This is a genomic window from Microbacterium sp. MRS-1, assembly GCF_000585455.1.
Lineage (GTDB): Bacteria > Actinomycetota > Actinomycetes > Actinomycetales > Microbacteriaceae > Microbacterium > Microbacterium laevaniformans.
In genome coordinates this window covers 1-25,239 of the sequence record NZ_JAUF01000035.1, presented here as the reverse complement: position 1 = coordinate 25,239, position 25,239 = coordinate 1, and the positions used below count along the sequence as shown (strand labels likewise).

Genomic DNA, 25,239 nt, shown 5'->3' with positions numbered 1-25,239 from the left:
CCCCGGCTGTAACGTCGTCCCATGGCGAGCCCCCCGAGCCCCACCGTGCCCGCAGACGGCCGCATCCGCGGCCAGCTGCGCGACCGCGCCGCGGCCAGCAATCAGCTCGTGCTGTGCGCCGTGGTCGGCGTGCTGTTCTTCATCGGCATCGCCACGGCATCCCTCACCGACGGCGGCCTCTTCGGCATCGCGGTGCTGCTCGTCGTCCTCGGGGGAGTGGCGGGCCTCGCAGTGCCCTGGTCCCGCTTGCCGCTGTACGCGGTGACCGTCATCCCGATTGTCGACATCGTGGCGATCGCCCTGATGCGCATTGCCGAGCCGAACGCCGCGTTCGGGTTGCTGTGGGTGTTTCCGGCGATGTGGCTGTCGGCCATCGGGCGGGCGGGGTTCGCGATCTCGGTGGTCGGCATCCCGCTCACATACTGGTTCATCCTCGCGACCGGCGCGTCGCCGGCGGGGACGTACGCGGTGGTCCTCCTTCCGGTGGTCATCATCGCCGTCGGCGCTGCCAGCTACACGTCCTCCCGTCGCTTCCGCGCGCAACGGATGCTGCTGGACCGTCAGGCGGTGCGCGTGTCGGCGGCGCACCGCGAGGCGCTGCGTCAGGAGCAGCTGGTCAGCGAGGTGCTCGACACGGTCGACTTCGGAGTCATCCGCCTCTCCGCCGCGGGTGAGGTCGTCCTCGAGAACGATGCGCTCCTCCGCTTCGGCCGCATCCCCGGATTCCTTCCCGGCAGCGGCGGTGAGGATGCCGTCACCGACGAGAAGCTGGTGCCGCTCGATCCTCAGCAGCATCCGTTGGTGCGTCTGCAGCGCCACGAGTCGTTCGACGACGTCGTCCTGTGGTTCGCGCTCGCCGACGGCCGTCGGCGCGCGTTCGCCTTCGCCGGGCGCCATCTCACCGATCACAACGGAGCCCCGGCCGGAGCGCTGCTGATCGTCCGCGACATCACGGCGGAGCGGGACGCGCAGCGGGTGCGCGACGACCTCGTCGCCTCGATCTCCCACGAGCTTCGCACCCCGCTGACGTCGATCCTCGGGTATCTCGAGCTGGCGCTCGACGGCGGTGGGCTCTCGGATGACGCTCGCAGACAGGTCGACACCGCGTACCGCAACAGCGAGCGGCTGCTGGGGATCGTCACCGACATCCTGTCGGCGTCGTCGCGGTCGGGGTCGTCGATCGATACGCGCCTGCACCCTCGCGTCGTCGACATGACCGAGATCGTGCGCGCTGCAGCGGCAGGGCTCGAGCCGGTCGCAGAGGGGCGCTTCGTCGACCTTCGCGTGGAGGAGTCGGGCGCGGCCGAGGCGTACGCCGATCCGGCCCGCATCCGACAGGTGGTCGACAATCTGGTGGCGAACGCGGTGAAGTTCAATCGCGACGGTGGCCGGGTGACGGCATCCACCTCGACCGACGGCGTTCACACGACGGTTCGGGTCGCCGACACCGGTATCGGCATGGCCCCCGATGCGGCCGCGAGAGTGTTCGAGCGGTTCTTCCGAGCCGTGCCGTCCGTGCCGGGCAACGGTTTGGGGTTGACGATCACACGTGATCTGGTCGCCGCTCACGGCGGATCCATCGCCGTCGAATCGACCGCGGGGGAGGGCAGCATCTTCACCGTCGTGCTGCCGGCGACCCGCGAGGTCTTCGACCGGGAGGCGTCCACCGGACTCCCGCCCGGATCGGCCGAGCTCACCGACAAGGACGGGGCATGAATCTCGATCTGTTCAGCGTCACGGTCATGACGGCCATCGTGGCGTCAGTCGCCAGTCTGACCTTCATCATCGACACCCTGCTGCGCCGCGACACCGGCCCCGGACGGCTGTGGGCGGTGGCGTTCTTCTGCGGACTGGCGACGACGCTCGCCTACATGGCGTGGTCCGCGGGTGTCGGCGGTGCGGTCTCGGTCGCGGTCGGCAACGCCCTGTTCGTCTCGGTGCCGGGATTCATGCTTCTGGGATGCCGACGGTTCAACGACCGCTCCGTCCTCGTCTCGTCGGTGGCGGTCGGGACGCTTGCGGTCATCACCTTCGTCGCCGCGCTCATCGAGTACCCGACGCGGGGCAGCTGGGGTGGCTGGTGGGCGATGGCGGCATCGCTCGTGCTGCTCTTCGGCAGCGGAGCAGCCGAGTCGCTGCGCAGCCCCATGCGCGGACTGCGCAGTGCGTGGGCCCTGTCGACCGTACTCGCGGCAGCGGGACTGTTCTACGCGGTGCGCCTCGTCGTCTTCGCGGTGCTCGGGCCGCAGAGCGAGCTTTTCTCGCGCTGGCTCGGCTCCCTCAGCGCGAACATCGCCACGGTGATCCTGACGATGGTCGCGGCGATCGTGATGTCGGTCCTGCGCTCGCAGCGCACGACGCGGCAGCGCTATGAGTGGCTGACGTCCAACGGCGTCGCCGCTGACGGCGTCATGCTCCCGCGGACCTTCTCCGGAGCCCTTGCCGACATCGTGGAGAGGGCGTCGTGGCGGCAGGAGGGTATCGCCGTCATCGTGCTGCGCGCCGACGGGCTCGACGAGATCGGTGACGCTTTCGGCGGCGATGTCGTCGACACGATCTCGGCTGCATGCCGTCACGCGGCCCGGTCCTATGCACCCGCGGCGGCGCTGGTCGGTGAGGACGGCGACGGGCAGCTCGTCATCTGCACACTGGCCGAATCGACCGCTGACGCCCGGCGCGTGGGCAGTGCGCTCTTCCGGGGCGCCATCGACGAGCTGACCGGGGTCGATCACGGCCGTCTCGCGTCGGTGGGCGTCGGCGTGGGACTCACCTCGTCCCTCGGGTACGACCCGGGAATCCTCATGAGCGCTGCGCGCTCGGCGGCACTGCGCGCGGCGCGCATCGCAGAGGCCTCCGTCTTCGTGGCGCCGCCGTCGACGGTTCCGGCCGACGCCGACGTGGCATCCTCGTAGGCATGCCCCTTCTCGCGTTGACCGGCGGCATCGCCTCCGGCAAGTCGACCGTCGCACGCCTCCTCGCCCAGCACGGTGCGGTCATCGTCGACGCCGACGCCATCGTCCGCGAGCTGCAGACGCCCGGGTCTCCGGTGCTCGACCAGATCGCCGCCGCGTTCGGTCCGGGAGTGATCGCCGGTGACGGCAACCTCGACCGCGCAGCGCTGGGAGCGGTCGTCTTCTCCGACGACGACGCCCGTCGCCGCCTCAACGCCCTCATCCATCCGGCCGTGGCGGCAGAGTCGGGCCGGCGCTTCGCCGCGGCGTTCGCCGCCGATCCCGATGCGGTCGTCGTCTACGACGTGCCGCTGCTGGTAGAGGCGCGGGCCGACGACCCGTGGGATCTGATCGTCGTGGCGCACGCCCCGGCATCCCTGCGCGAGGAGCGCCTCGTCGCGCTGCGCGGGCTCACCCTCGCCGATGCCCGCGCGCGGCTGGCCTCGCAGGTCGACGATGACACGCGGTTGGCCGTCGCCGACGTCATCATCGACACAGCCGGGTCGCTGGCCGAGACCAGTGCGCAGGTCGAGGCGCTGTGGAGGCGCTTGCACCCCTCGCGCTGAGGTGCGCGCTCACGGTCGCGGTACGGAGGCGACGGACGTCCCTGAGCGGTGGCGGCGTCGACGACGCAGCAGAAGCACGGCCGACACGATGAGGGCGACCACGAGCGCTCCGGCCAGAACGGGCGCGAAGATCGCGGCCACGATGAGTGCTCCCGCCGATACATCCTCCGCCGCCGACAGGACGGGGGCGGCGACGCCCGCGGTGGCGACATTGGCGAGAGGGCGCACCGACGCTTTGAGGGCATGCAGCGCGAGGGCGATCACGACGCCGACGACGATCGGCACCCACGCGGCGCCCGCGAAGAGGCTCGGGTCGTCGACGCGCACCGTCTGCGCGCTCGCGCCGGCGCCGAAGGCGATGCCCCCGGATGCCGGGCGCACCACGGTCTGCAGGACGTCGTTCACGGAATCGACCGCGGGGATCTTGTCGGCCACGATCTCCACGACCAGCAGCACACCGGTGATCCAGAGAGCGACGTCGCTGGAAAGCCACGACCAGGAGGCCGGCAGATCGATCACCGGCACGAAACGGTCCAACAGCCCCAGTGCGAACAGCGGCATCCACGCGTTCAGCCCCGCGGCCGCGGCGAGGCCGGACCCGACGAGGAACTCCAGCATGGTTCCACAGTACGGGGCCGAGCGGGCCGAGCGCCTCGGGAGGGCCTGGGCGAACGAGGACGCCGAGGGCGAACGACGCGGCCGATGTCGGGGGCCGAGCCTACGCTGGAGGCATGCAGACCACGCGATCCGTCCGGCCGTTCGAGGTCGTCAGCGAGTATGCGCCCAGCGGTGATCAGCCGCAGGCGATCTCCGAGCTCGCGGCTCGAATCAACGCGGGGGAGACCGACGTCGTCCTGCTCGGCGCGACCGGTACCGGCAAGTCGGCGACGACGGCGTGGCTGATCGAACAGGTACAGCGTCCCACGCTGGTGCTGGCCCACAACAAGACCCTCGCGGCGCAGCTGGCCAACGAGTTCCGTGAGCTGATGCCGCACAACGCCGTCGAGTACTTCGTCAGCTACTACGACTACTACCAGCCCGAGGCTTACGTGCCGCAGACGGACACCTTCATCGAGAAGGACTCGTCCGTCAACGCCGAGGTCGAACGCTTGCGTCACTCGACGACGAACTCGCTGCTGAGCCGTCGCGATGTGGTCGTGGTCAGCACGGTGTCGTGCATCTACGGTCTCGGTGCGCCCGAAGAGTACCTCCGCGCGATGGTCGCCCTGCAGGTCGGCGAGCGGTACGACCGCGATGCGCTCATCCGCAAGTTCATCGCGATGCAGTACAACCGCAACGACGTCGACTTCTCGCGCGGCAACTTCCGTGTGCGCGGCGACACGATCGAGATCATTCCCGTCTACGAGGAGTACGCCGTCCGCATCGAGCTGTTCGGCGACGAGATCGAAGCGCTCTACATGCTCCATCCCCTCACCGGAGACGTCGTCCAGAAGCTCGACAGTGTGCCCATCTTCCCGGCGTCGCACTACGTCGCGGGCACCGACACCGTTCATCGCGCCATTGGCACGATCGAGACCGAGCTGGCCGAGAGGCTGGCGGAGCTGGAGGGCCAGGGCAAGCTGCTGGAGGCACAGCGCCTGCGGATGCGCACGACGTTCGATCTCGAGATGCTGCAGCAGCTCGGTTTCTGCTCCGGCATCGAGAACTACTCCCGACACATGGACGGTCGCGAGCCCGGCGAGCCGCCGCACACGCTGCTCGACTTCTTCCCCGACGACTTCCTGCTCGTCATCGACGAGTCGCACGTCACGGTGCCGCAGATCGGCGCCATGTACGAAGGCGACGCGTCCCGCAAGCGCACGCTGGTCGACCACGGCTTCCGGCTTCCGAGTGCGCTCGACAACCGCCCGCTGCGTTTCGACGAGTTCAAGAACCGCATCGGTCAGACGGTGTATCTGTCCGCGACGCCGGGCCGCTACGAGATGGGTATCGCCGACGGCGTCGTCGAGCAGATCATCCGACCGACGGGTCTGGTCGATCCGCAGATCGTGATCAAGCCGTCCAAGGGGCAGATCGACGACCTGCTGGAGGAGATCCGGGTGCGGGTCGAGCGAGACGAGCGCGTGCTCGTCACCACCCTGACCAAGAAGATGGCCGAAGAGCTGACGGACTTCCTCGGCGAGCACGGTGTGCGCGTGCGATACCTGCACTCCGACGTCGACACGCTGCGTCGCGTCGAGCTGCTCACCGAGCTTCGACAGGGTGTCTACGACGTGCTGGTCGGAATCAACCTGCTGCGTGAGGGGCTCGACCTGCCCGAGGTCTCGCTCGTCGCCATTCTCGACGCCGACAAGGAAGGGTTCCTGCGCAGCGGGACGTCACTCATTCAGACGATCGGTCGAGCGGCGCGAAACGTCTCCGGTGAAGTCCACATGTACGCCGACAACATGACCGACTCGATGCGATCGGCGATCGAGGAGACCGAGCGTCGCCGGGAGAAGCAGATCGCATACAACACGGCGCACGGCATCGATCCGCAGCCCCTGCGCAAGAAGATCGCCGACATCACCGACGTGCTGGCACGCGAGGCGTCCGATACCAAGGCGCTTCTGGCTCGTGGCGGCGGCTCGGGTCGCGCAGGCTCGCCGACGCCGCGCCTGCGGCGGGAGGGCATCGCGGCAGAGGGTGCCATGCAGCTCGAGGCGACCATCGAGGATCTCTCGCAGCAGATGCTCGCCGCGGCCGGTGAGCTGAAGTTCGAGCTGGCCGCGCGGCTCCGCGACGAGGTGCAGGATCTCAAGAAGGAGCTGCGGGCCATGGTGAATGCCGGCCACGCGTAAGCAGGTCCAGCGCGCCGCACCACCTGAACGACGTGCAGGCGGTGTCGCCGGCGTGGTGGACTCGGGCTTCGCACGGCGATGCTGACAGCCGGGTTCACACTGTTTTGCTATCGTCGCCGAGTGAGCATCGAGCAATCCTCCCCGTCGGATCCTTCGGAGGCCGGAATGGGGGTTGCGCAGCCCGCCGCGAACCGTCCGCAGAACGTCGTTGCTCGCTCACTCGCCGACATCGCCGATCAGGTCGGTGCGTCTCTCGTCGCCGGTGACGCGTTCGTCACGGGTATCGCTCTCAGCGCGGCCTCGACGCAGCCGGGTGATCTGTTCTTCGCCCAGCCGGGGGCCCGGACTCACGGCGCGCGCTATCTCGCCGACGCCGTGGAAGCCGGGGCGGTCGCGGTGCTCACCGACGCCGCCGGCGCCGACATCATCGACGCCACGACAGGACTCTCCGCGCTCCCACGGATCGTCGTCGATGGGCACCCCCGTCGGGTGTTGGGTGGGCTCGCCGCCTGGTTCTACGACCAGCCTGCGCGTGCGCTGAAGACGATCGGCATCACGGGCACGCAGGGCAAGACCTCGACGACCTATCTCGTCGATGCAGCGCGTCAGTCCCGGCACACCGGGGTGATCGGTTCGATGGGAACGCGCATCGACGGCGTCGCCGTTCCGTCCACTCTCACCACTCCGGAAGCCCCGCAGATGCACGCGCTGCTGGCGCTCATGCGCGAGCGCGGTGTCGAGGTGGTCTCTTCCGAGGTGTCGAGCCATGCCATCACGATGGGTCGCGTGGAAGGCCTCCGCTTCGACGTCGGCATCTTCCTCAACCTCGGCCACGACCATCGCGACTTCCACGGCACGCAGGAGGCCTATCTGCTGGCCAAGCGCGAGCTGCTGACGCCGGCGATGTCCTGTGTCGCGCTCGTGAACGTCGACGACCGGGCCGGGCGGCGCCTGCATGCCGATGCCGACCTGAACACGCAGTCGTTCTCGGTGACGGGTCGCGACGCGCACTGGCGCGCTGTCGACATCGACCTGCGGCTGGACGGCTCTTCGTTCACGGTGATCGGACCCGATGGGCAGACGGAGCGTTTCACCACACCGCTGGTGGGAGAGTTCAACGTCAGCAACATCTTGGCCGCGGTCGCGGCCCTCGACATCGTGGGTCATCCTCTCTCGGCATCCGTGGAGGGGATTGCGAACTTCGCGGGCGTCGAGGGGCGGGTCCAGTTCGTCCCCGTGGATGCCGAGTTCCAGGTCGTCATCGACGCCGGCCACAAGCCCGAGGCGATCAACGCGCTGCTGCGCGCGATGCGGCCTCTGACGCCGGGGCGCATCATCACGGTGATCGGATCCAACGGCAATCGCGATGCGCACAAGCGCCCGCTCATGGGCCGCTTCTCCGCGATGGCCTCGGACATCGTGATCGTCACCGACGACAATCCCGCCGACGAGGACCCCGCGACCATCAGGCGAGCCGTCGTCGCCGGTACGCGCGGCTCGCGCGCAGAGGTGTTCGACGTGGGCGGCCGAGCCGAGGCGATCCACAAGGCCGTCGAACTCGCCCGGGAGGGCGACCTCATCGCCATCGTCGGGAAGGGCGACGAGCGTCACCAGATCATGCGAGACGGCGTGATCGTTCCGCACAGCGACCCCGACGAGGTGGAGTGGGCGCTGCGGCAGCGCGCGCGATCATGACGTTCGTGCGCGCCTGACGGGCGATCCTGATCAGGGGCAGTGCATGAGCGGCTTCGGGCCGCTGCGGTCGAACGTGTGCTGGGACATCGCGTGGCCGCAGAGCGGGCAGGCCCGTTCGGCGCGCGCCGGCTCGGGCTCGCTTTCGTACGGACCGACCGACGCGGGACCGGCCAGGCGGATGAGCCGCGTGTTGAGGTACGTGTACCACCCGCCGGCGTCGCGCACCCGTTGACGCAGCGGTGGCCGCTCGGCATCGTTTCGTGTCATGAACATTAGTGTACTAACGAAATGAGTACAGTAGAGGCATGGATGCGCGCGACGATCTGCTGAAGCTCGAGAACCAGCTGTGCTTCGCTCTCGTGACGGCCGCACGCAACGTCGTCTCCATCTATCGTCCTGTCCTCGATCCCCTCGGCCTGACGCACCCGCAGTACCTCGTGATGCTCGCCCTCTGGGAGCACTCGCCGCGCTCGCTGGGCGAGCTCGCGGAGGAGCTTGCGATGGAACCGGCCACGCTGTCGCCGCTCGTCAAGCGCCTCGAGGCGCAGGGGCGGGTCAGTCGCACGCGCCGCACTGACGACGAGCGGGTGCTGGATATCGCGCTCACCGCCGACGGCACGTCTCTGCGGGCACGGGCTCTCGACGTGCCGGCGCAGATCATGGCGAGAGTCGGGATGGATGCCGACCAACTTGCGGCACTGCGCGACGGTCTCGCCCCCTTCGCCGGCCGTCGGCCGGACTGAGGAGGGTACGCCGAGAGCGCACCTCGGATCCGGTGTCGGAGGCCACACCTAGACTTGTCCGGTGCCCATCGTCCCTGTTGCCTCGTCGAAACTCAGCGTGCGCGGAGCCCGCGTCCACAACCTCAAGAACGTGGATCTCGACATCCCGCGCGACTCCCTCGTCGTCTTCACCGGCCTCTCCGGTTCGGGCAAGTCCAGCCTCGCTTTCGACACGATCTTCGCCGAAGGTCAGCGTCGTTACGTGGAGTCGCTGAGCGCGTACGCGCGGCAGTTCCTCGGTCAGGTCGACCGCCCGGACGTCGACTTCATCGAGGGATTGAGTCCCGCCGTCTCGATCGATCAGAAGTCCACGAACCGCAACCCGCGTTCGACGGTCGGGACGATCACCGAGATCCACGACTACATGCGTCTGCTGTGGGCCCGCATCGGTGTTCCGCACTGTCCCGAGTGCGGCGCCCAGATCCAGCGACAGACCGTGCAGCAGATCGCCGACCAGCTCATGGAGCTGCCCGAGCGCACGCGCTATCAGATCGTGGCCCCGGTCGTGACGCAGAAGAAGGGCGAGTTCGTCGACCTGTTCAAGGAGCTGTCGGCCAAGGGATACGCCCGCGCCGTGGTGGACGGCGAGCTGATCCAGCTCGCGGAGCCCCCGACGCTCAAGAAGAGCTACAAGCATGACATCGCGGTCGTGGTCGACCGCCTCGTGGCAAGTGGCGACATCCTCGGCCGCGTCACCGACTCGGTCGAGACCGCGCTGGGCCTTGCCGACGGCATCGTGCAGATCAACTTCGTCGACGAAGAAGGCGACGACGCGTGGGTGAGTTTCAGCGAGAAGCTCGCCTGTCCGAACGGGCATCCGCTGCAGCTCACCGAGATCGAGCCACGCACCTTCTCGTTCAACGCCCCGTTCGGTGCCTGCCCCACGTGCTCGGGTCTGGGCACGCGGATGTCGGTCGACGTCGAGCTGATGCTGGGCGATGAAGAACTGTCGATCAACGACGGCGTCATCATCCCATGGACGACACAAGGCAAGGGGCTGTACCAGTATTACGAGCGCCTCCTGGTGGGCCTGGCCGATGACCTCGACTTCTCGCTCGACACACCGTGGCGAGACCTGTCCACCGACGTCCAGGATGCGATCCTTCGCGGCGAGAACTACAAGGTCACGGTGAAGTGGCGCAACCGCTACGGCCGGGAGATGCGCTACTCGTCCGGGTTCGAGGGGGTGGTGCCCTACATCGAGCGTCAGTACACCCAGGCCGAGACCGACGCGCAGCGCCAGCGATGGGCGGAGTACCTTCGTGAGGTCCCGTGTCCCGTGTGCCACGGCGACCGTCTGAAGCCCGAGGTGCTGGCCGTCCTGGTGCACGACCATTCGATCGCCGATGCGTCGCGCATGAGTCTGGCCGACGCCCAGCAGTATTTCGCGCAGCTCGAGCTGACCGACCGCGAAGCCAAGATCGCCGCCGCCGTCCTCAGGGAGATCCGCGCGCGCTTGGACTTTCTCGTGCAGGTCGGACTCAACTATCTGAGCCTCGGACGCTCCGCGGGCTCGCTCTCCGGTGGGGAGGCCCAGCGCATCCGGCTCGCGACGCAGATCGGCTCCGGGCTGACGGGCGTGCTGTACGTGCTCGACGAACCCTCCATCGGGCTGCACCAACGAGACAACCGCCGGCTGATCGAGACCCTCGTCCGGCTGAAGGATCTGGGCAACACCCTCATCGTCGTCGAGCACGACGAGGAGACCGTGCAGGCGTCGGACTGGATCGTCGACATCGGGCCCCGCGCGGGTGTCGACGGAGGAGAAGTCGTGCATTCGGGTCCGCTGTCGTCGCTGCTCGAAGAAGAGCGCTCGTTGACGGGCGCCTACCTCAGCGGGCGGCGGTCGATCGAGGCACCCAAGAAGCGGCGCAAGATCGACAAGAAGCGCATGCTGACCGTCGTCGGCGCCCGCGAGAACAACCTGCAGAACGTCACCGCCGAATTCCCCCTCGGGGTGCTCACCGCCGTGACGGGCGTCAGCGGCTCGGGCAAGTCGACTCTGGTCAACGGCATCCTCTACGAAGTCCTCGCGACCAAGCTCAACGGAGCGCGCCGCGTGGCGGGCAAGCACACCCGGATCACCGGACTCGACAACCTCGACAAGGTCGTGCACGTCGATCAGGCCCCGATCGGGCGGACACCGCGATCCAACCCCGCGACCTACACGGGCGTCTTCGATCGCATCCGCACGCTGTTCAGCGAGACGCCCGAGGCGAAGGTGCGCGGCTACCAGCCGGGTCGGTTCAGCTTCAACGTCAAGGGCGGCCGTTGCGAGGCCTGCTCGGGCGACGGCACGATCAAGATCGAGATGAACTTCCTCCCCGACGTCTACGTCGACTGCGAGGTCTGCCACGGAAAGCGCTACAACCGTGACACGCTCGCCGTGCACTACAAGGGCAAGAACATCGCCGAGGTGCTGGAGATGCCGATCTCCGAGGCGGCCGACTTCTTCGAGCCGATCCAAGCGATCCACCGCTTCCTGAAGACCCTCGTCGACGTCGGGCTCGGGTATGTCCGACTCGGACAGTCGGCGACGACGCTCTCCGGCGGTGAGGCTCAGCGCGTCAAGCTCGCGACCGAGTTGCAGCGTCGCTCGAACGGGCGCAGCATCTACGTCCTCGACGAGCCCACGACCGGTCTGCACTTCGAGGACGTGTCCCTGCTGCTGAAGGTGCTGGGCGGCCTTGTCGACAAGGGCAACACGGTCGTCGTCATCGAGCACAATCTCGACGTGATCAAGTCGGCCGACTGGATCATCGACCTGGGGCCCGAGGGTGGTTCGGGCGGCGGCCGCATCGTCGCGACGGGGACGCCCGAGCAGGTGGCGCGCGTCGAAGAGAGCCACACCGGCGCCTTCCTGGCCGAGATCCTCGCGGCAGGGCCGTCTGACGCGGGAGCGACGGCGCGGGGGCCGGTGCGGAAGGCCGGGTGACGATGGCCGACGCGCTTCCCTACAAACCGAAGCCGGGGGAGATCCCCACGCAGCCCGGGGTCTACCGCTTCCGCGACGCGGACGGCCGCGTCCTCTACGTCGGCAAGGCCAAGAATCTGCGCGCCCGGTTGTCGAACTACTTCGCGCCGCTGCACACCCTGCACGAGCGCACCCGCCGGATGGTGCTCACGGCGGCGTCCGTGGAGTGGACGGTGGTCGGCAGCGATGTCGAGTCGCTGCAGCTGGAGTACATGTGGATCCAAGAGTTCTCGCCGCCGTTCAACGTGCGCTACAAGGACGACAAGTCGTACCCCTACATGGCGATCACCTTGGCCGACGAGGCGCCGCGCGTCATCGTGACCCGCAATCGGCGCATTCCCGGAGCGCGCTATTTCGGCCCGTACCCGAAGGTGTGGGCGGTGCACGACACGATCGACCTGATGATCAAGGTTTTCCCCATCCGCACCTGCTCCGACGCGTCGTACAAGAAGGCCATGGCGACCGGACGGCCGTGCTTTCCGGGACAGATCGGTCGATGCGGCGGACCGTGTTCGATGAAGGTCACGATCGAGGAGCACCGCGCCATCGTCGACGACTTCGTCGCTTTCATGGCGGGCGGAGACCAGCGCTTCGCGCGTGACCTCACCGCGCGCATGCGCGAGGCGGCGGCGGCGATGGACTACGAATCGGCCGCGGTCTACCGCGACAGGCTGCAGGCGATCGATGCGGTGCTCAGTCGCAGTTCTCTGGTGCTCGCCGAGGACACGGATGCCGATCTGTTCGGCATCGCGGAGGACGAACTCTCGGCGGCGGTGCAGCATTTCGTCGTCCGGGGCGGTCGCGTACGCGGTGTCCGTGCGACGACCATCGACAAGGAGCTCGACATCTCCTCCGCCGACGTGGTGGATCAGGTGCTCCAGCGCACGTACGGTGACGCTGAGTCATCCGACATCCCTCGCCAGGTCCTGGTGCCGCGCCTGCCGGATGATGCCGCGGAGCTGGAGCAGTGGCTGCAGGAGCGGCGCGGCAAGCGCGTGAGCCTGCAGGTCGCCCAACGCGGGCGCAAGGCCGACCTGATGCGCACCGCCACCGTCAACGCGCAGCAGGCGCTCTTGCTGCACAAGACGCGCCGCACGTCCGACTACACGTCGCGCACGAAAGCTCTCACCGACCTGCAACTCGCCCTCGGCATGGACGAGGCGCCGTTGCGGATCGAATGCTACGACGTGTCGCATCTGTCGGGAACCAACGTCGTGGCCTCCATGGTGGTCTTCGAAGACGGGCTGCCGCGCAAGGATCAGTACCGCTCCTTCAGCATCGCGGAGACGACCGACGACACCGACTCGCTCTATCAGGTGCTGACGCGTCGCCTGGCCCACGTCGACCGCGACGAGGCCGCTGCCGCCGCTGCGGAAACGGCGGTGGCGGCGGTCGATCCCGCCGATGGCGAGTCGCCGGTGGTCACCGAGCGCAAACGACCGCGGTTCGCGTATCGTCCGCAGCTGCTGGTCGTCGACGGCGGTGCGCCACAGGTCGCGGCTGCCGCACGCGCCCTCGAGGATGCCGGGCACGCCGAGATCGCACTGTGCGGCATCGCCAAGCGCTTGGAGGAGATCTGGCTGCCGGGGGAGGACTTCCCGGTGATCCTTCCCCGCACCTCCGAGGCGCTCTACCTGATCCAGCGCCTGCGCGACGAAGCGCACCGCTTCGCGATCACCCATCAACGAAAGCGCCGCAAGCGCGACATCTCCACCGTGCTGGGTGAGGTCCCGGGTCTCGGTGATGCACGGATCAAGGCCCTGCTACGGCACTTCGGCTCCGTCGCCGCGCTCAGCAATGCGTCCGCGGACGAGATGACGGCGCTGCCCGGAATCGGCCCCAAACTGGCGGCCGCGATCGAGCAGCGCCTCGCAAATCGCTAGGCTGTGGTCATCCGCACCGGCTTTCGAACACCCAGGGAGAGCACGTGACCGACGAGCAGCGCGCCGGTGAGGTGCTCATCGTCACGGGGATGTCGGGAGCGGGGCGCACGACGGCGGCCAACGCCCTCGAGGACCTGGGGTGGTACGTCGTCGACAATCTGCCGCCGCAGATGCTCGGGCATCTCCTCGAACTCACCGAGATCGCCGGGGGAGCGCTTCCCAAGCTCGCCGCAGTCGTCGATGTCCGCGGCCGCGATCTCTTTCAGGCGCTGCCGGCGGTCACCAATGCGCTGCGGGCGGGACGCCAGCTGCGCGTGCTGTTCCTCGACGCCGGAGACGATGTGCTCGTGCGACGGTTCGAGTCTGTGCGGCGGCCGCATCCGTTGCAGGGCGAGGGCACGATCCTCGATGGCATCCTGCGCGAGCGCGATCGCCTCCGGGTGATCCGCGAGAGCGCCGACGTCATCATCGACACGAGTGAGATGAACATCCATCAGCTCGCCTCGCGCGTCGTCGACCTCTTCAGCGACGCGGGAGAGGCGCGCCACACCCTCACGGTGATGAGCTTCGGCTTCAAATACGGTCTGCCGACCGACGTCGATCTCGTCGCCGACATGCGTTTTCTGCCGAACCCGTATTGGATCCCCGAGTTGAAGGGACACACGGGTGAAGAAGACCCCGTGCGCGACTTCGTCCTGGCTCAAGAGGGCGCGCGCGAGTTCATCGACGCGTACGCCCAGGCTCTGCACCCCGTGCTGGCGGGCTATCAGCGTGAGAACAAGCGTCATTCCGTGCTGGCGGTCGGCTGCACCGGGGGCAAGCACCGTTCGGTGGTCACCGCGCGGGAACTCGCCGACCGGCTGGCAGAGATCCCCGGTGTCGCCGTTCGTGTGAAGCATCGCGACCTCGGTCGCGAGTAGGCTATCCCTTTGTCCCGCACCCCCCCGAACGAAGGATCGCTGTGTCGCCAACCGTTGACGTGAAGTCAGAGCTGGCCGCGGTGCGCGACCCTCGTCCCACGGCGCGGGTGGCCGAACTCACCGCCATCCTCCGCTTCTCCGGTGGACTGCACTCGATCGCCGGGCGCGTCGCCGTCGAGGCCGAACTGGAGACCGACCCGCTTGCGCGTCGTGTCGCCCGCGACATCATGGAGATCTACGGGGTGCGCCCGGAGCTGCACCGCGTCCAGGCGTCCGGCGGACGCGCCGGCGGCCACTTCGCCGTCCGCGTCATCGAAGGCGGCGAGACGCTCGCGCGTCAGACCGGTCTGCTCGATGCGCGTCGCCGTCCGGTGCGTGGGCTCCCGAACAAGCTCACCACCGGCGCCCGCCACGATCTCGCCGCGGTCTGGCGCGGTGCGTTCCTTGCGAGCGGTACGCTGTCCGACCCCGGTCGGTCGGCGGCGCTGGAGATCTCCTGCCCGTCCGGCGAGGCGGCCATGGCGCTCGTGGGCGCCGGCCATCGGATCGGCATCGCAGCCAAGGCCCGCGAGGTGCGCGGGGTGCCCCGGGTCGTCGTTCGCGATGGCGAGGCCATCCGCGTCGCCCTCGCCGAGATGGGTGCGGTGCGCACGGCTCAGGCGTGGGAGGAGATGCGGCAGCGTCGTGAGGTGCGCGCCGGCGTCAACCGCCTCGTCAACTTCGACGACGCCAACCTGCGTCGCTCGGCCCAGGCGGCCGTCGCGGCATGCGCGCGCGTCGAACGCGCCCTGGAGATCCTCGGCGAGGAGGTTCCCGATCACCTGCGCGAAGCGGGCGAACTGCGCCTCTCGCACCGCGACGCCAGCCTCGACGAGCTCGGCCACCACGCCGATCCGCCGCTGACCAAGGATGCCGTCGCCGGCCGCATCCGACGGCTGCTCGCGATGGCCGACAAGAAGGCCGTCGCCGACGGCATCCCCGGCACCGACGCGGCGGTACCGGAGGGTCTCGAGGACTGAGGTCGTCGGAGGCGCTTACATCTCGTTCTCAGAGGGAACAACCCCCTCGCCCTCGCGTTGCACCTCAATAGGATGGCAATGTCCCATCGCCGCAGCGCAGTTGCGGCGCCGACGACAGGAAGAAGAGAACATGGCGATCTACACGCTGCCCGACCTCCCCTACGACTTCGCAGCTCTTGAGCCGCACATCAGCGGCAAAATCATGGAGCTTCACCACGACAAGCACCACCAGGCGTACGTGACCGGCGCGAACACCGCGCTCGAGCAGCTCGCCGAGGCCCGCGAGAGCGGCAACCTCGCCAATGTCAACAAGCTCGAGAAGGACCTCGCCTTCAACCTCGGCGGGCACGTCAACCACTCGATCTTCTGGACCAACCTCGCGCCGGCCACCGACGGCGGCGGCGGACAGCCCGAGGGCGAGCTGAAGGCGGCCATCGACGAGTTCTTCGGCGGCTTCGACAAGTTCCAGGCGCACTTCACGGCTGCCGCGACCGGCATCCAGGGCTCGGGCTGGGCCGTGCTGAGCTGGGACCCGATCGGCGAGCAGCTCATCATCCAGCAGCTGTTCGACCAGCAGTCGAACACCGCTCAGGGCACCGTTCCCATCTTCCAGCTCGACATGTGGGAGCACGCGTTCTACCTCGACTACCTCAACGTCAAGGCGGACTACGTGAAGGCGGTCTGGAACATCGCGAACTGGGGCAACGTCGCCGAGCGCTTTTCGACGGCGCGCGAGAAGACGGCCGGACTGCTCAAGTAGTAGTCTCAAGACCAGGTGAGGATGCCGGGTCCCTCCCGGCGACGGGCGGTGACCCGGCATCCTTTTTCCTTCACACACCAAGTTCGCGAGTGGCGCGTCGAAACGTCGTCGCCGTCGCGACATGAACCGGGAGACAACGTGTCTGTCAAGATCGGAATCAACGGCTTCGGCCGTATCGGCCGCAACTTCCTCCGTGCCGCGCTGGAGCAGGGAGCTGACCTCGACATCGTGGCGGTGAACGACCTCACCGACAACAAGACCCTCGCCCACCTGCTCAAGTACGACTCCGTCGGCGGCCGCCTCGACGCCGAGGTCTCGTACGACGCCGACTCCATCACCGTCAACGGCAAGGCCATCAAGGTCTTCGAAGAGCGCGACCCGGCGAACCTCCCGTGGGGCGAGCTCGGCGTCGACATCGTCATCGAGTCGACCGGTCGCTTCACCAAGGCCGTCGACGCGAAGAAGCACATCGAAGGCGGTGCGAAGAAGGTCATCATCTCCGCTCCCGGCACCGACGTCGACGGCACCTTCGTCATGGGTGTCAACGACGGCGACTACGACTCGGCGACGATGAACATCATCTCCAACGCCTCCTGCACCACGAACTGCCTCGCGCCCCTCGCCAAGGTCTTCAACGACAACTTCGGCATCGAGCGCGGGTTCATGATGACGGCGCACGCCTACACGGCCGACCAGAACCTCCAGGACGGCCCGCACAGCGACCTGCACCGCGCCCGCGCCGCCGCGATCAACATCGTCCCGGCCTCCACCGGTGCGGCCAAGGCGATCGGTCTCGTGCTGCCCGAGCTCAACGGCAAGCTGAGCGGTTCGTCGTACCGCGTGCCGGTTCCCACCGGCTCGATCGTCGACCTCACGATCATCACCCCGACCGAGGGCCTCACGGCCGAGGTCATCAACGCCGCGTACAAGAAGGCGGCGGAGGAGGGCGAGCTCGTCGGCTACCTCAAGTACAACGAGGACGCCATCGTCTCCAGCGACATCCAGCTCGACCCGCACTCGTCGGTCTTCGACGCGGGTCAGACGAACGTCTCCGGCAACCTCGTGAAGGTGTCGTCCTGGTACGACAACGAGTGGGGCTACTCGAACCGCCTCGTCGACCTCACCGAGCTCGTCGCCGACAAGCTCTGAGGCTTCACCATGGCTTTGCGCACCCTTGCATCCCTCGGGTCGCTGGCCGGTAAGCGTGTCATCGTCCGTGTTGACTTCAACGTCCCTCTGAAGGACGGCGTCATCACGGACGATGGCCGTATCCGGGCGGCTCTTCCGACCCTCAACGAGCTCATCAACCAGGGCGCGCGCGTCATCGCGTGCTCCCACCTCGGACGCCCGGACGGCGCGCCCGACCCCAAGTACAGCCTCGAGCCGGTCGCTCAGCGCCTCTCCGAGCTGCTCGGCAAGCCCGTCGTCTTCGCCCGCGACACGGTGGGGGAGTCCGCGCAGGAGGCCGTCGCGGCCCTCGAGGACGGCGATGTGACCGTCATCGAGAACCTGCGCTTCAACCCCGGTGAGACCGCGAAGGACGACGCCGAGCGTCGCGGCTTCGCGGAGCAGCTCGCCGCCCTCGGCGATGTGCTCGTCTCCGATGGCTTCGGCGTCGTGCACCGCAAGCAGGCGTCGGTCTACGATCTCGCCGAGCTTCTGCCGTCGGCCGCGGGATATCTGATCGAGAAGGAGGTCGACGTCCTCGATCGCCTCACGGAGAATCCCGAGCGTCCCTACGCCGTCGTCCTCGGCGGGTCGAAGGTGAGCGACAAGCTGGGTGTCATCGCCCATCTGCTGCCTCGCGCGGACAAGATCCTCGTCGGCGGCGGCATGCTCTTCACCTTCCTGGCCGCTCAGGGCCACCCGGTGGGCAAGAGCCTCCTCGAGACCGACCAGATCGAGACCGTCAAGGGCTACATCGCGGATGCCGCGGCGCGCGGGGTCGAGCTGATCCTCCCCGTCGACGCGGTCATGGCATCCGGCTTCGCCGCCGACGCCGATCACGTCGTCGCCGCCGCCGACGCGCTGGAGGACACCCCCTTCGGCGCCGACGGCATGGGTCTGGACATCGGTCCGCGTACGGCGGAGATCTTCGCCGACGCGATCCGCGGCGCGAAGACGGTGTTCTGGAACGGTCCGATGGGCGTGTTCGAGATGCCGGCCTTCGCGGCCGGAACGAAGACGGTCGCGCAGGCGCTCACCGAGGTCGACGGTCTGTCGGTCGTCGGTGGCGGTGACTCGGCGGCGGCCGTTCGTCAGCTCGGTTTCGCGGACGACCAGTTCGGTCACATCTCGACCGGCGGTGGCGCGAGCCTGGAGTTCCTGGAGGGCAAGAAGCTCCCCGGGCTGGAGATCCTGGGATGGGAGGCCTGATGTCGCGCACACCGCTCATCGCCGGCAACTGGAAGATGAACCTCGACCACCTGCAGGCGGTCGCGTTCGTGCAGAAGCTGCACTGGACGCTCAAGGATGCCGGGCACGACGAGGGCTCGGTCGAGGTGGCCGTCTTCCCGCCGTTCACCGATCTGCGCACCGTCCAGACGCTGTTGGACGCCGACAAGATCCCCTTCGCACTCGGGGCGCAGGACCTGTCGACGCACGACAGCGGCGCGTACACGGGCGAGGTCTCGGGAGCCTTCCTGAGCAAGCTCGCCTGCCGGTACGTGATCATCGGTCACTCCGAGCGTCGCGAGTACCACCACGAGTCCGACGCGATCGTCGCCGAGAAGGTCCAGGCCGCGCTGCGGCACGGCCTGGTCCCCGTGATCTGCGTGGGTGAGACGCTGGAGCAGCGCGAACAGTCGGGGCCCACGGCGGTCTCGGTCGCTCAGCTGCAGGCGGCTCTGGCCGGAGTCGCAGCCGACGCGGACATCGTGGTCGCTTACGAGCCCGTCTGGGCCATCGGCACCGGTCAGGTGGCGTCGCCCGAACAGGCTCAGGAGGTGTGCACGGCGCTGCGCCAGGTGCTCTCCGAGACTCTCGGTGCGGACGCCGCGGCGCGTACCCGTGTGCTCTACGGCGGTTCGGTGAAGTCGGGCAACATCGCCAGCTTCATGCGTGAGCCCGATGTCGACGGCGCGCTCGTCGGCGGCGCGAGCCTGGTGGCCGACGAGTTCGCCGCCATCATCCGCTACCAGAAGCACGTCGGCGTCTGACACGCTGCGGTTCCGCGCGCGTCGGCCTGCGTTTCGATTCGCTTCGCTCGCTCAACGACCGGGATCCAAGGCCCGGTCGTTGAGCGGCACCGCGGGTGCGAGCCGAAACGTCGGTATACTCGACCTTTGTGCGCTCGATGACGCGAGCGCCGCGAAAGGCATTTTCGACTGTGGATATCCTCGAGTTCGTACTGCAGGTGGTGCTGGGCATCACCAGCCTCCTGCTGACCCTCCTGATCCTCCTGCACAAGGGGCGCGGTGGCGGTCTGTCCGACATGTTCGGCGGCGGCATGAGTTCAGCGCTCGGATCGTCGGGTCTCGCGGAGCGCAACCTCAACCGTTTCACGGTCGTCCTCGCACTCGTCTGGTTCGTCGCGATCGTCGCGCTCGGACTCATCACCAAATTCCAGGGGCTCTGATGGCAACCGGCGGAAACGCGATTCGCGGCACCCGAGTGGGTGCCGGACCCATGGGCGAGCAGGACCACGGCCATCACGCCGACCGCATCGCCGTGTCGTACTGGGATGCGCTGGGCAACGAGACCGTCCGCTACTTCGCCGCGGGAATCGCGGAGGAGGAGATCCCCGACGTCATCGATTCTCCGCACTCGGGACTGCCGGCGGGACGTGACAAGGACAACCCCCCCGCTCTCGCGAAGACCGAGCCCTACAAGACACACCTGGCTTATGTGAAGGAGCGTCGCACCGACGAAGAGGCCGATGCCCTTCTCGATGACGCCCTGCAGCAGCTGCGGGAACGCCGCGGCCAAGCCTGACCTTCCGGCCTCACGGCCGACGAAGAAGCCCTCGTGCGACGAACGATCGTTGCGTACGAGGGCTTCTGACGTGATATCGGCGTCGATCAGAAGTCTTGGTCGATGAGCTCCGCCGGCACGTTCGCCGCGGCGGCCTCGTCGACGAAAAACATCGTCTTCTTGCGGCCCTTTGCACCTGCGGCCGGCACCGTCTCATAGCTGGCGCCGGCCAGGGCCAGGCCGAGGGCGGCGGCCTTGTCGGTACCAGAGACGACGAGCCAGACGCAGCGCGCCGAGTTGATCACCGGGCGGGTCATCGTGACGCGCACGGGGGGCGGCTTTGGGGCGTCGCGAACGGCGACCACCGTACGGTCCGTCAGCTGGATCTCGACCCGATCGGGGAAGAGCGACGCGACGTGTCCATCGGAGCCGACGCCGAGGAAGCAGACGTAGAACTCCGGCCACGCCTGCTCCGGCGTGCCGAAGCGCGACAGCTCGTCGGCGTACGCGGCCGCGGCGGCATCCGGATCGGCGGCGACGTCACTGGCCGCGATCGCGTGGATGTTGCTCGCCGGCAGCGCGACCCGGTCCAAGAGCGCGGCGCGGGCGGCGCTGTCGTGGCGATCGACGTCGTCCGGCGTCGTGAACACCTCGTCGCCCCACCAGATGTGCACGAGCGACCAGTCGATGTCGGCACGCCGAGGGCTGTCGCCGGCGGCGCGCAGCACCGCAGTGCCGATCTGGCCGCCCGCCAGAGCGATGTGGGTCGTCTTGCCTGCGGCCGATCGACGGGCGAGACGGGACAGCAGGCGTTCGGCGACCGCCGCCGCCAGCGTCGGCGCGTCAGGGCTGATCACGACGCGCTTCTCGGTCCACATCTGCGCCATCGGAACTCCTAGGACTCGCTCGTGGTCGCCGGGCCGAGAAGCTCCCAGCCCTCCGTGATCACTCGACCATACAGGAGGTCCGGATCGAGCCTGCGCAGTTCCTCCGCGAGGCATTCGCGCAGTGTACGGCGGGGGAGGACGATGTCATGCGACGGCTGTCCGGGCTGCGTGAGCGTGGCGTCGATGTCGTTCGTCCGCTCGAGCACGATGTCGCCGCTCGCGCGCGTCAGCCGCACCTTCTGGATGCCGTGCTCCCATTCCTCCGGGGGCGAGTAGCGCCAGGTGACCGGCACGTCGAGCTTGAGTCGCAGCCATGCGGCGAGCAGACCGGTCGAGGGCGAGCTGCCGGCTCCGACCACCTCGACGCCCGTCACCGGCTCGTAGGGCGGCTGGTCGAGCACCGCCGCCAACTGCTCCCGCCAGTGCGTCAGGCGTGTCCACGCGAGGTCGGTGTCGCCGGGCTCGTACGACGGTCCGAGACGCGAGAGGCGATCCTTGGCGTAGGGCTTCGTCGACGCGTCGGTGATGCGGCGCTGGGCCATGCGGCCGATGTCGGATGCCGCGGGCTTGGTGGGAGGGAAGTCGGGCCACCACGCGATGACGGGCGCATCCGGCAGCAGGAGCCCGGTCACGAGGCCCTCCTGATTGGTTGCGACGTCGCCCTGCGCGCGCAGCACCACGACCTCGCTGGCGCCGGCGTCGCCTCCGACGCGGATCTGCGCGTCGAGCTTGGCGTCGCCTTCGGGATTCGCCATGAGCACGATGACGCGCATCGGGTGCTCACGAGAGGCGTCGTTGGCAGCCTCGATCGCTTCCTCGTGCAGGCCGTGGGTCGTGACGATCACCAGGGTCAGCACCCGACCGAGGGCGACGGCGCCGCCCTCCTCGCGTACGCTCACGAGCGAACGCGCGATCTTCGACACCGTGGTGTCGGGCAGGTCGACGATCATGGACGCCTCCAGACGCGGCCGTCGCGGGCCAGAAGTTCATCGGCCGAGGGAGGACCCCACGAGCCGGGGGAGTATTGTTCGAGCGGTCCGCCCTGGGCGCTCCAGTACTCCTCGACGGGGTCGAGGATCTTCCACGAGAGCTCCACCTCCTCGTGACGGGGGAACAGCGGCGGGTCGCCCAGCAGCACGTCGAGGATGAGGCGTTCGTAAGCTTCGGGGCTCGACTCGGTGAACGCGTGGCCGTAGCCGAAGTCCATCGTGACGTCGCGCACCTCGTTGCCCGCACCGGGCACCTTCGAGCCGAATCGGATCGTCACACCTTCGTCGGGCTGCACGCGGATCACGAGCGCGTTCTGTCCGAGCTCGAGCGTCTGGTTGCGCTGGAACAGCAGCTGCGGTGCGCGCTTGAACACGACGGCGATCTCCGTCACCCGTCGTCCCAAGCGTTTGCCGGTGCGCAGGTAGAAGGGCACGCCCGCCCAGCGTCGCGTCGCGATCTCGAGCTTCACGGCCGCGTACGTCTCGGTCGTCGACTCCGGGTTCATGCCGTCCTCTTCGAGGAAGCCCGTGACCTTCTCGCCGCCCTGCCAGCCGCCGCCGTACTGGCCGCGCGCCGTGGCCGTGGACAGGTCATCGGGCAGGCGAACCGCCGCAAGGACCTTCTCCTTCTCGGCCCGCAGGTCCTTCGCGTCCATCGAGATGGGCTCCTCCATCGCGGTCAGTGCGAGCAGCTGGAGAAGGTGGTTCTGGATCACGTCGCGTGCCGCGCCGATTCCGTCGTAGTAGCCCGCGCGTCCGCCGACACCGATGTCCTCGGCCATCGTGATCTGCACGTGATCGACGTAATTGGCGTTCCACAGCGGCTCGTACAGCTCGTTCGCGAAGCGCAGTGCGAGGATGTTCTGCACCGTCTCCTTGCCGAGGTAGTGGTCGATGCGGAAGATCGAGTCGGCCGGGAAGGCGACCTCGAGTGTGGCGTTGAGTTCGCGAGCCGTCTGCAGGTCGCTGCCGAACGGCTTCTCGATGACCACCCGACGCCACGCATCCGGGTTGTTCGACTTGTCGTCGACCAGTCCGGACGCCTTCAGCTGCTTGGCCACGATCGGGAAATCGCGCGGCGGGATCGACAGGTAGAACGCGTGGTTTCCCATCGTTCCCCGTTCGACGTCGAGCTTCTCCACCGTCTCGCGCAGACGGCGGAACGCGTCGTCATCGCCGAACTCGCCCGACACGAAGCGGATGCCCTGCAGCAGCTGCTTCCACGTCTCCTCGCGGAACGGCGTGCGCGCGTACTGACGGACGGCATCGTGGACGACGTTGGCGAAGTCCTGATCCTCCCAGTCGCGACGCGCGAAGCCCACGAGGGCGAAACCGGGAGGCAGAAGTCCACGGTTGGCGAGGTCGTACACGGCCGGCATCAGCTTCTTGCGCGACAGATCGCCTGTCACGCCGAAGATCACCAGTGCGCTGGGACCGGCGATGCGGTTGAGGCGGCGGTCATCGGGATCGCGCAACGGATTGTGGTCGCGCGAAATCTCGGCAGTCATCGAGAAAGACTCCTCCTGGTCGCGCTACTGCGCGGCCTCGAACAGGGAAAGCACCTCGACCTGAGGGTCGGTCAGGGTGAGGGTGACCACGGGTCGTCCGTGCGCGACGAGCACATCCGCGTCGCCGGCCGCCTGAGCGGTGATCAACTGACGGAACGTGAACGGGCGACCGGGTATTTCCAGATCGACCTCTCCGGCTCCGATGATCTGCAAGAATACGCCGCTGGCCGGTCCGCCCTTGTGGAACTGCCCTGTCGAGTGCAGGTAGCGGGGACCCCAGCCGAACGTCGTCGGACGGCCCGTGTCGGCGGCGATGAGTTCGCGGATGCCGGAAAGCTGAGGCACCGAGGTGCGATCGGCGTAGGCCTGCACGGCGACGTAGCCGTCGGGACCGAGACGAGCCCACAGGGCGTCCAGCACCCCGGCGAGTGTGCCGGACGCGGCCAGCTCGGGATCGGACACGCGCACCTCGACGCCGTTCGCCGTGAAGGCGGGGTCGCTGAGGGCGGGGCGAGAATCGAGCAGCGCGCGAGCGGCGGCCTTGGCGGACTCGACGTCGGGCTGGTCGAACGGATTGATGCCCAGCATGCGTCCCGCGATGGCCGTCGCGTACTCCCAGACGACGAACTGGGCGCCCAGCGATCCGCTCACGAGCACCTCGTCGGGGTGCTGCTCGATCAGCCGGAAATGCACGGCATCATCCACGAGACGCACGAGCTGCATGTCTGCCGGGGTCTGGTCGACCTCCGGGGACAGCGGCAGCAGCACCACGGGAAGGATGCCGGTGCCGTTCTTGCCGGTCGACTCCGCCACGAGCTGCTCGATCCAGTCGGGCAGGCCCACGATGTGCGTGCCGTCGCTGATCAGGCCCAGCTTGTCGCGCCGCGGGTCGCCACCGGCGATGGCCGCGGCGAGCGTGAGTGCGGGGTTGCGGGGGTCGTCGATGGCGACCTCCAGAAGCGTCGCCTCCGCCTCGTCCAGGAGCTCAGCGATGTCCACGCCCGCGAGCCCCGAGGGCACCAGCCCGAAGGCCGTGAGCGCCGAATAGCGTCCCCCCACGTTCGGGTCGGCGGTGAACACGCGGTAGCCGGCCTCACGGGCGGACTGCTCGAGCGGGGATCCCGGGTCGGTGACCACGACGATGCGCTCGGACGGATCGATGCCGAGATCCGACCAGGCGGCCGCGAAGGCGCGCTGCGCAGAATCGGTCTCGATGGTCGAGCCCGACTTCGATGCGACGACGAGAACCGTCTGCGCGAGGCTGCCGGACTCGGCATCCCCGTCGATCGCGGCCAGGACCTGCGCCGGGTCGGTCGAGTCGAGGATCACCAGCGGTACACCTGCCGTGCGGGTGATGACCTCCGGCGCGAGGGATGAGCCTCCCATCCCCGCGAGCACGACGCGGGTGAGACCCCGTGCGACGAGATCTGCGCGCAACGCGAGGATCTCGTCGACGAGGGGCCGTGACACGCTGACCGCGTCCACCCATCCGAGGCGGACGGCCGCCGCGGATGCCGCCTCGGGTCCCCACAGGTCGGGGTCGCCGGCGGTGATACCGCTGGCGACCAGGCTGTCGACCAGACCAGGAACGG

General features: G+C 68.2%; 22 protein-coding genes. 16 read left to right on the top strand and 6 right to left on the bottom strand.

Annotation, left to right across the window (positions count from 1 at the left end; translation table 11 throughout):
- The first annotated feature begins 21 nt into the window (after window positions 1–21).
- The 3 genes from AS96_RS07855 to coaE are packed head-to-tail and all read left to right on the top strand — an operon-like array spanning window position 22 to window position 3,517.
- Entirely contained in the window at window positions 22–1,716 is a 1,695-nt protein-coding gene (locus AS96_RS07855) for a sensor histidine kinase (protein WP_036287951.1), read from the top strand.
- On the top strand, window positions 1,713–2,912 hold the full coding sequence (locus AS96_RS07850; protein WP_036287948.1) for a diguanylate cyclase: 1,200 nt from the start codon (window positions 1,713–1,715) through the stop codon (window positions 2,910–2,912). The genes AS96_RS07855 and AS96_RS07850 overlap by 4 nt, the downstream gene beginning before the upstream one ends.
- A 2-nt stretch (window positions 2,913–2,914) precedes the next feature.
- Window positions 2,915–3,517 (top strand): dephospho-CoA kinase, encoded by a 603-nt coding sequence (gene coaE / locus AS96_RS07845; RefSeq protein WP_036287945.1) that lies wholly within the window; start codon window positions 2,915–2,917, stop codon window positions 3,515–3,517.
- Window positions 3,518–3,526: 9 nt separating this feature from the next.
- Here the strand turns inward: coaE and AS96_RS07840 are convergent, their stop codons facing one another.
- Window positions 3,527–4,135 carry a DUF4126 domain-containing protein gene (locus tag AS96_RS07840; RefSeq protein WP_036287943.1) on the bottom strand — a complete coding sequence of 203 codons (609 nt, stop codon included), beginning with the start codon at window positions 4,133–4,135 and terminating at the stop codon, window positions 3,527–3,529.
- A gap of 113 nt (window positions 4,136–4,248) precedes the next feature.
- Between AS96_RS07840 and uvrB the strand changes: the two genes are divergently transcribed.
- Window positions 4,249–6,318, top strand: a complete 2,070-nt coding sequence (uvrB, locus tag AS96_RS07835) for an excinuclease ABC subunit UvrB (protein WP_036287941.1) — start codon at window positions 4,249–4,251, stop codon at window positions 6,316–6,318.
- Between the two features lie 120 nt (window positions 6,319–6,438).
- A complete protein-coding gene (locus tag AS96_RS07830; protein ID WP_231477170.1) occupies window positions 6,439–8,013 on the top strand; it encodes a UDP-N-acetylmuramoyl-L-alanyl-D-glutamate--2,6-diaminopimelate ligase in 1,575 nt (524 codons plus the stop codon).
- A gap of 30 nt (window positions 8,014–8,043) precedes the next feature.
- Here AS96_RS07830 and AS96_RS07825 read toward each other — a convergent pair whose 3' ends face one another.
- Entirely contained in the window at window positions 8,044–8,286 is a 243-nt protein-coding gene (locus AS96_RS07825) for a hypothetical protein (RefSeq protein WP_036287935.1), read from the bottom strand.
- A gap of 32 nt (window positions 8,287–8,318) precedes the next feature.
- Between AS96_RS07825 and AS96_RS07820 the strand changes: the two genes are divergently transcribed.
- From AS96_RS07820 to AS96_RS07770, 11 genes are all read left to right on the top strand, one after another.
- On the top strand, window positions 8,319–8,756 hold the full coding sequence (locus AS96_RS07820; protein WP_036287931.1) for a MarR family winged helix-turn-helix transcriptional regulator: 438 nt from the start codon (window positions 8,319–8,321) through the stop codon (window positions 8,754–8,756).
- 61 nt (window positions 8,757–8,817) lie between these two features.
- A complete protein-coding gene (gene uvrA, locus AS96_RS07815) occupies window positions 8,818–11,730 on the top strand; it encodes an excinuclease ABC subunit UvrA (protein WP_036287928.1) in 2,913 nt (970 codons plus the stop codon).
- Between the two features lie 2 nt (window positions 11,731–11,732).
- Window positions 11,733–13,652: an excinuclease ABC subunit UvrC gene (gene uvrC, locus AS96_RS07810; RefSeq protein WP_036288072.1), complete on the top strand. Its 1,920-nt coding sequence runs from the start codon at window positions 11,733–11,735 to the stop codon at window positions 13,650–13,652.
- 44 nt (window positions 13,653–13,696) lie between these two features.
- Entirely contained in the window at window positions 13,697–14,572 is an 876-nt protein-coding gene (rapZ, locus tag AS96_RS07805) for an RNase adapter RapZ (RefSeq protein ID WP_036287926.1), read from the top strand.
- 41 nt (window positions 14,573–14,613) lie between these two features.
- On the top strand, window positions 14,614–15,591 hold the full coding sequence (whiA, locus tag AS96_RS07800; RefSeq protein WP_036287924.1) for a DNA-binding protein WhiA: 978 nt from the start codon (window positions 14,614–14,616) through the stop codon (window positions 15,589–15,591).
- 130 nt (window positions 15,592–15,721) lie between these two features.
- Window positions 15,722–16,351 carry a superoxide dismutase gene (locus AS96_RS07795; protein WP_036287922.1) on the top strand — a complete coding sequence of 210 codons (630 nt, stop codon included), beginning with the start codon at window positions 15,722–15,724 and terminating at the stop codon, window positions 16,349–16,351.
- Window positions 16,352–16,489: 138 nt separating this feature from the next.
- Window positions 16,490–17,500, top strand: coding sequence for a type I glyceraldehyde-3-phosphate dehydrogenase (gene gap, locus AS96_RS07790; RefSeq protein ID WP_036287920.1), 1,011 nt, complete (start codon window positions 16,490–16,492; stop codon window positions 17,498–17,500).
- Window positions 17,501–17,509: 9 nt separating this feature from the next.
- On the top strand, window positions 17,510–18,727 hold the full coding sequence (locus AS96_RS07785; RefSeq protein WP_036287917.1) for a phosphoglycerate kinase: 1,218 nt from the start codon (window positions 17,510–17,512) through the stop codon (window positions 18,725–18,727).
- Window positions 18,727–19,509, top strand: a complete 783-nt coding sequence (gene tpiA / locus AS96_RS07780; RefSeq protein WP_081768002.1) for a triose-phosphate isomerase — start codon at window positions 18,727–18,729, stop codon at window positions 19,507–19,509. The genes AS96_RS07785 and tpiA overlap by 1 nt, the downstream gene beginning before the upstream one ends.
- 170 nt (window positions 19,510–19,679) lie before the next feature.
- Complete coding sequence (gene secG / locus AS96_RS07775; protein WP_036283588.1) at window positions 19,680–19,928, top strand: preprotein translocase subunit SecG; 249 nt, start codon at window positions 19,680–19,682, stop codon at window positions 19,926–19,928.
- Entirely contained in the window at window positions 19,928–20,284 is a 357-nt protein-coding gene (locus AS96_RS07770) for an RNA polymerase-binding protein RbpA (RefSeq protein ID WP_036287901.1), read from the top strand. Before secG ends, AS96_RS07770 begins: the two co-directional genes overlap by 1 nt.
- 86 nt (window positions 20,285–20,370) lie before the next feature.
- Here AS96_RS07770 and pgl read toward each other — a convergent pair whose 3' ends face one another.
- The 4 genes from pgl to AS96_RS07750 form a co-directional block, all read right to left on the bottom strand.
- Window positions 20,371–21,150, bottom strand: coding sequence for a 6-phosphogluconolactonase (gene pgl, locus AS96_RS07765; protein ID WP_061681588.1), 780 nt, complete (start codon window positions 21,148–21,150; stop codon window positions 20,371–20,373).
- Between the two features lie 8 nt (window positions 21,151–21,158).
- Window positions 21,159–22,100 carry a glucose-6-phosphate dehydrogenase assembly protein OpcA gene (locus tag AS96_RS07760; RefSeq protein WP_036287898.1) on the bottom strand — a complete coding sequence of 314 codons (942 nt, stop codon included), beginning with the start codon at window positions 22,098–22,100 and terminating at the stop codon, window positions 21,159–21,161.
- Complete coding sequence (zwf, locus tag AS96_RS07755) at window positions 22,097–23,647, bottom strand: glucose-6-phosphate dehydrogenase (RefSeq protein WP_036287896.1); 1,551 nt, start codon at window positions 23,645–23,647, stop codon at window positions 22,097–22,099. The genes AS96_RS07760 and zwf overlap by 4 nt, the downstream gene beginning before the upstream one ends.
- A gap of 24 nt (window positions 23,648–23,671) precedes the next feature.
- On the bottom strand, window positions 23,672–25,239 hold a 1,568-nt coding region (locus AS96_RS07750), incomplete at its 5' end, for a glucose-6-phosphate isomerase (protein ID WP_036287894.1).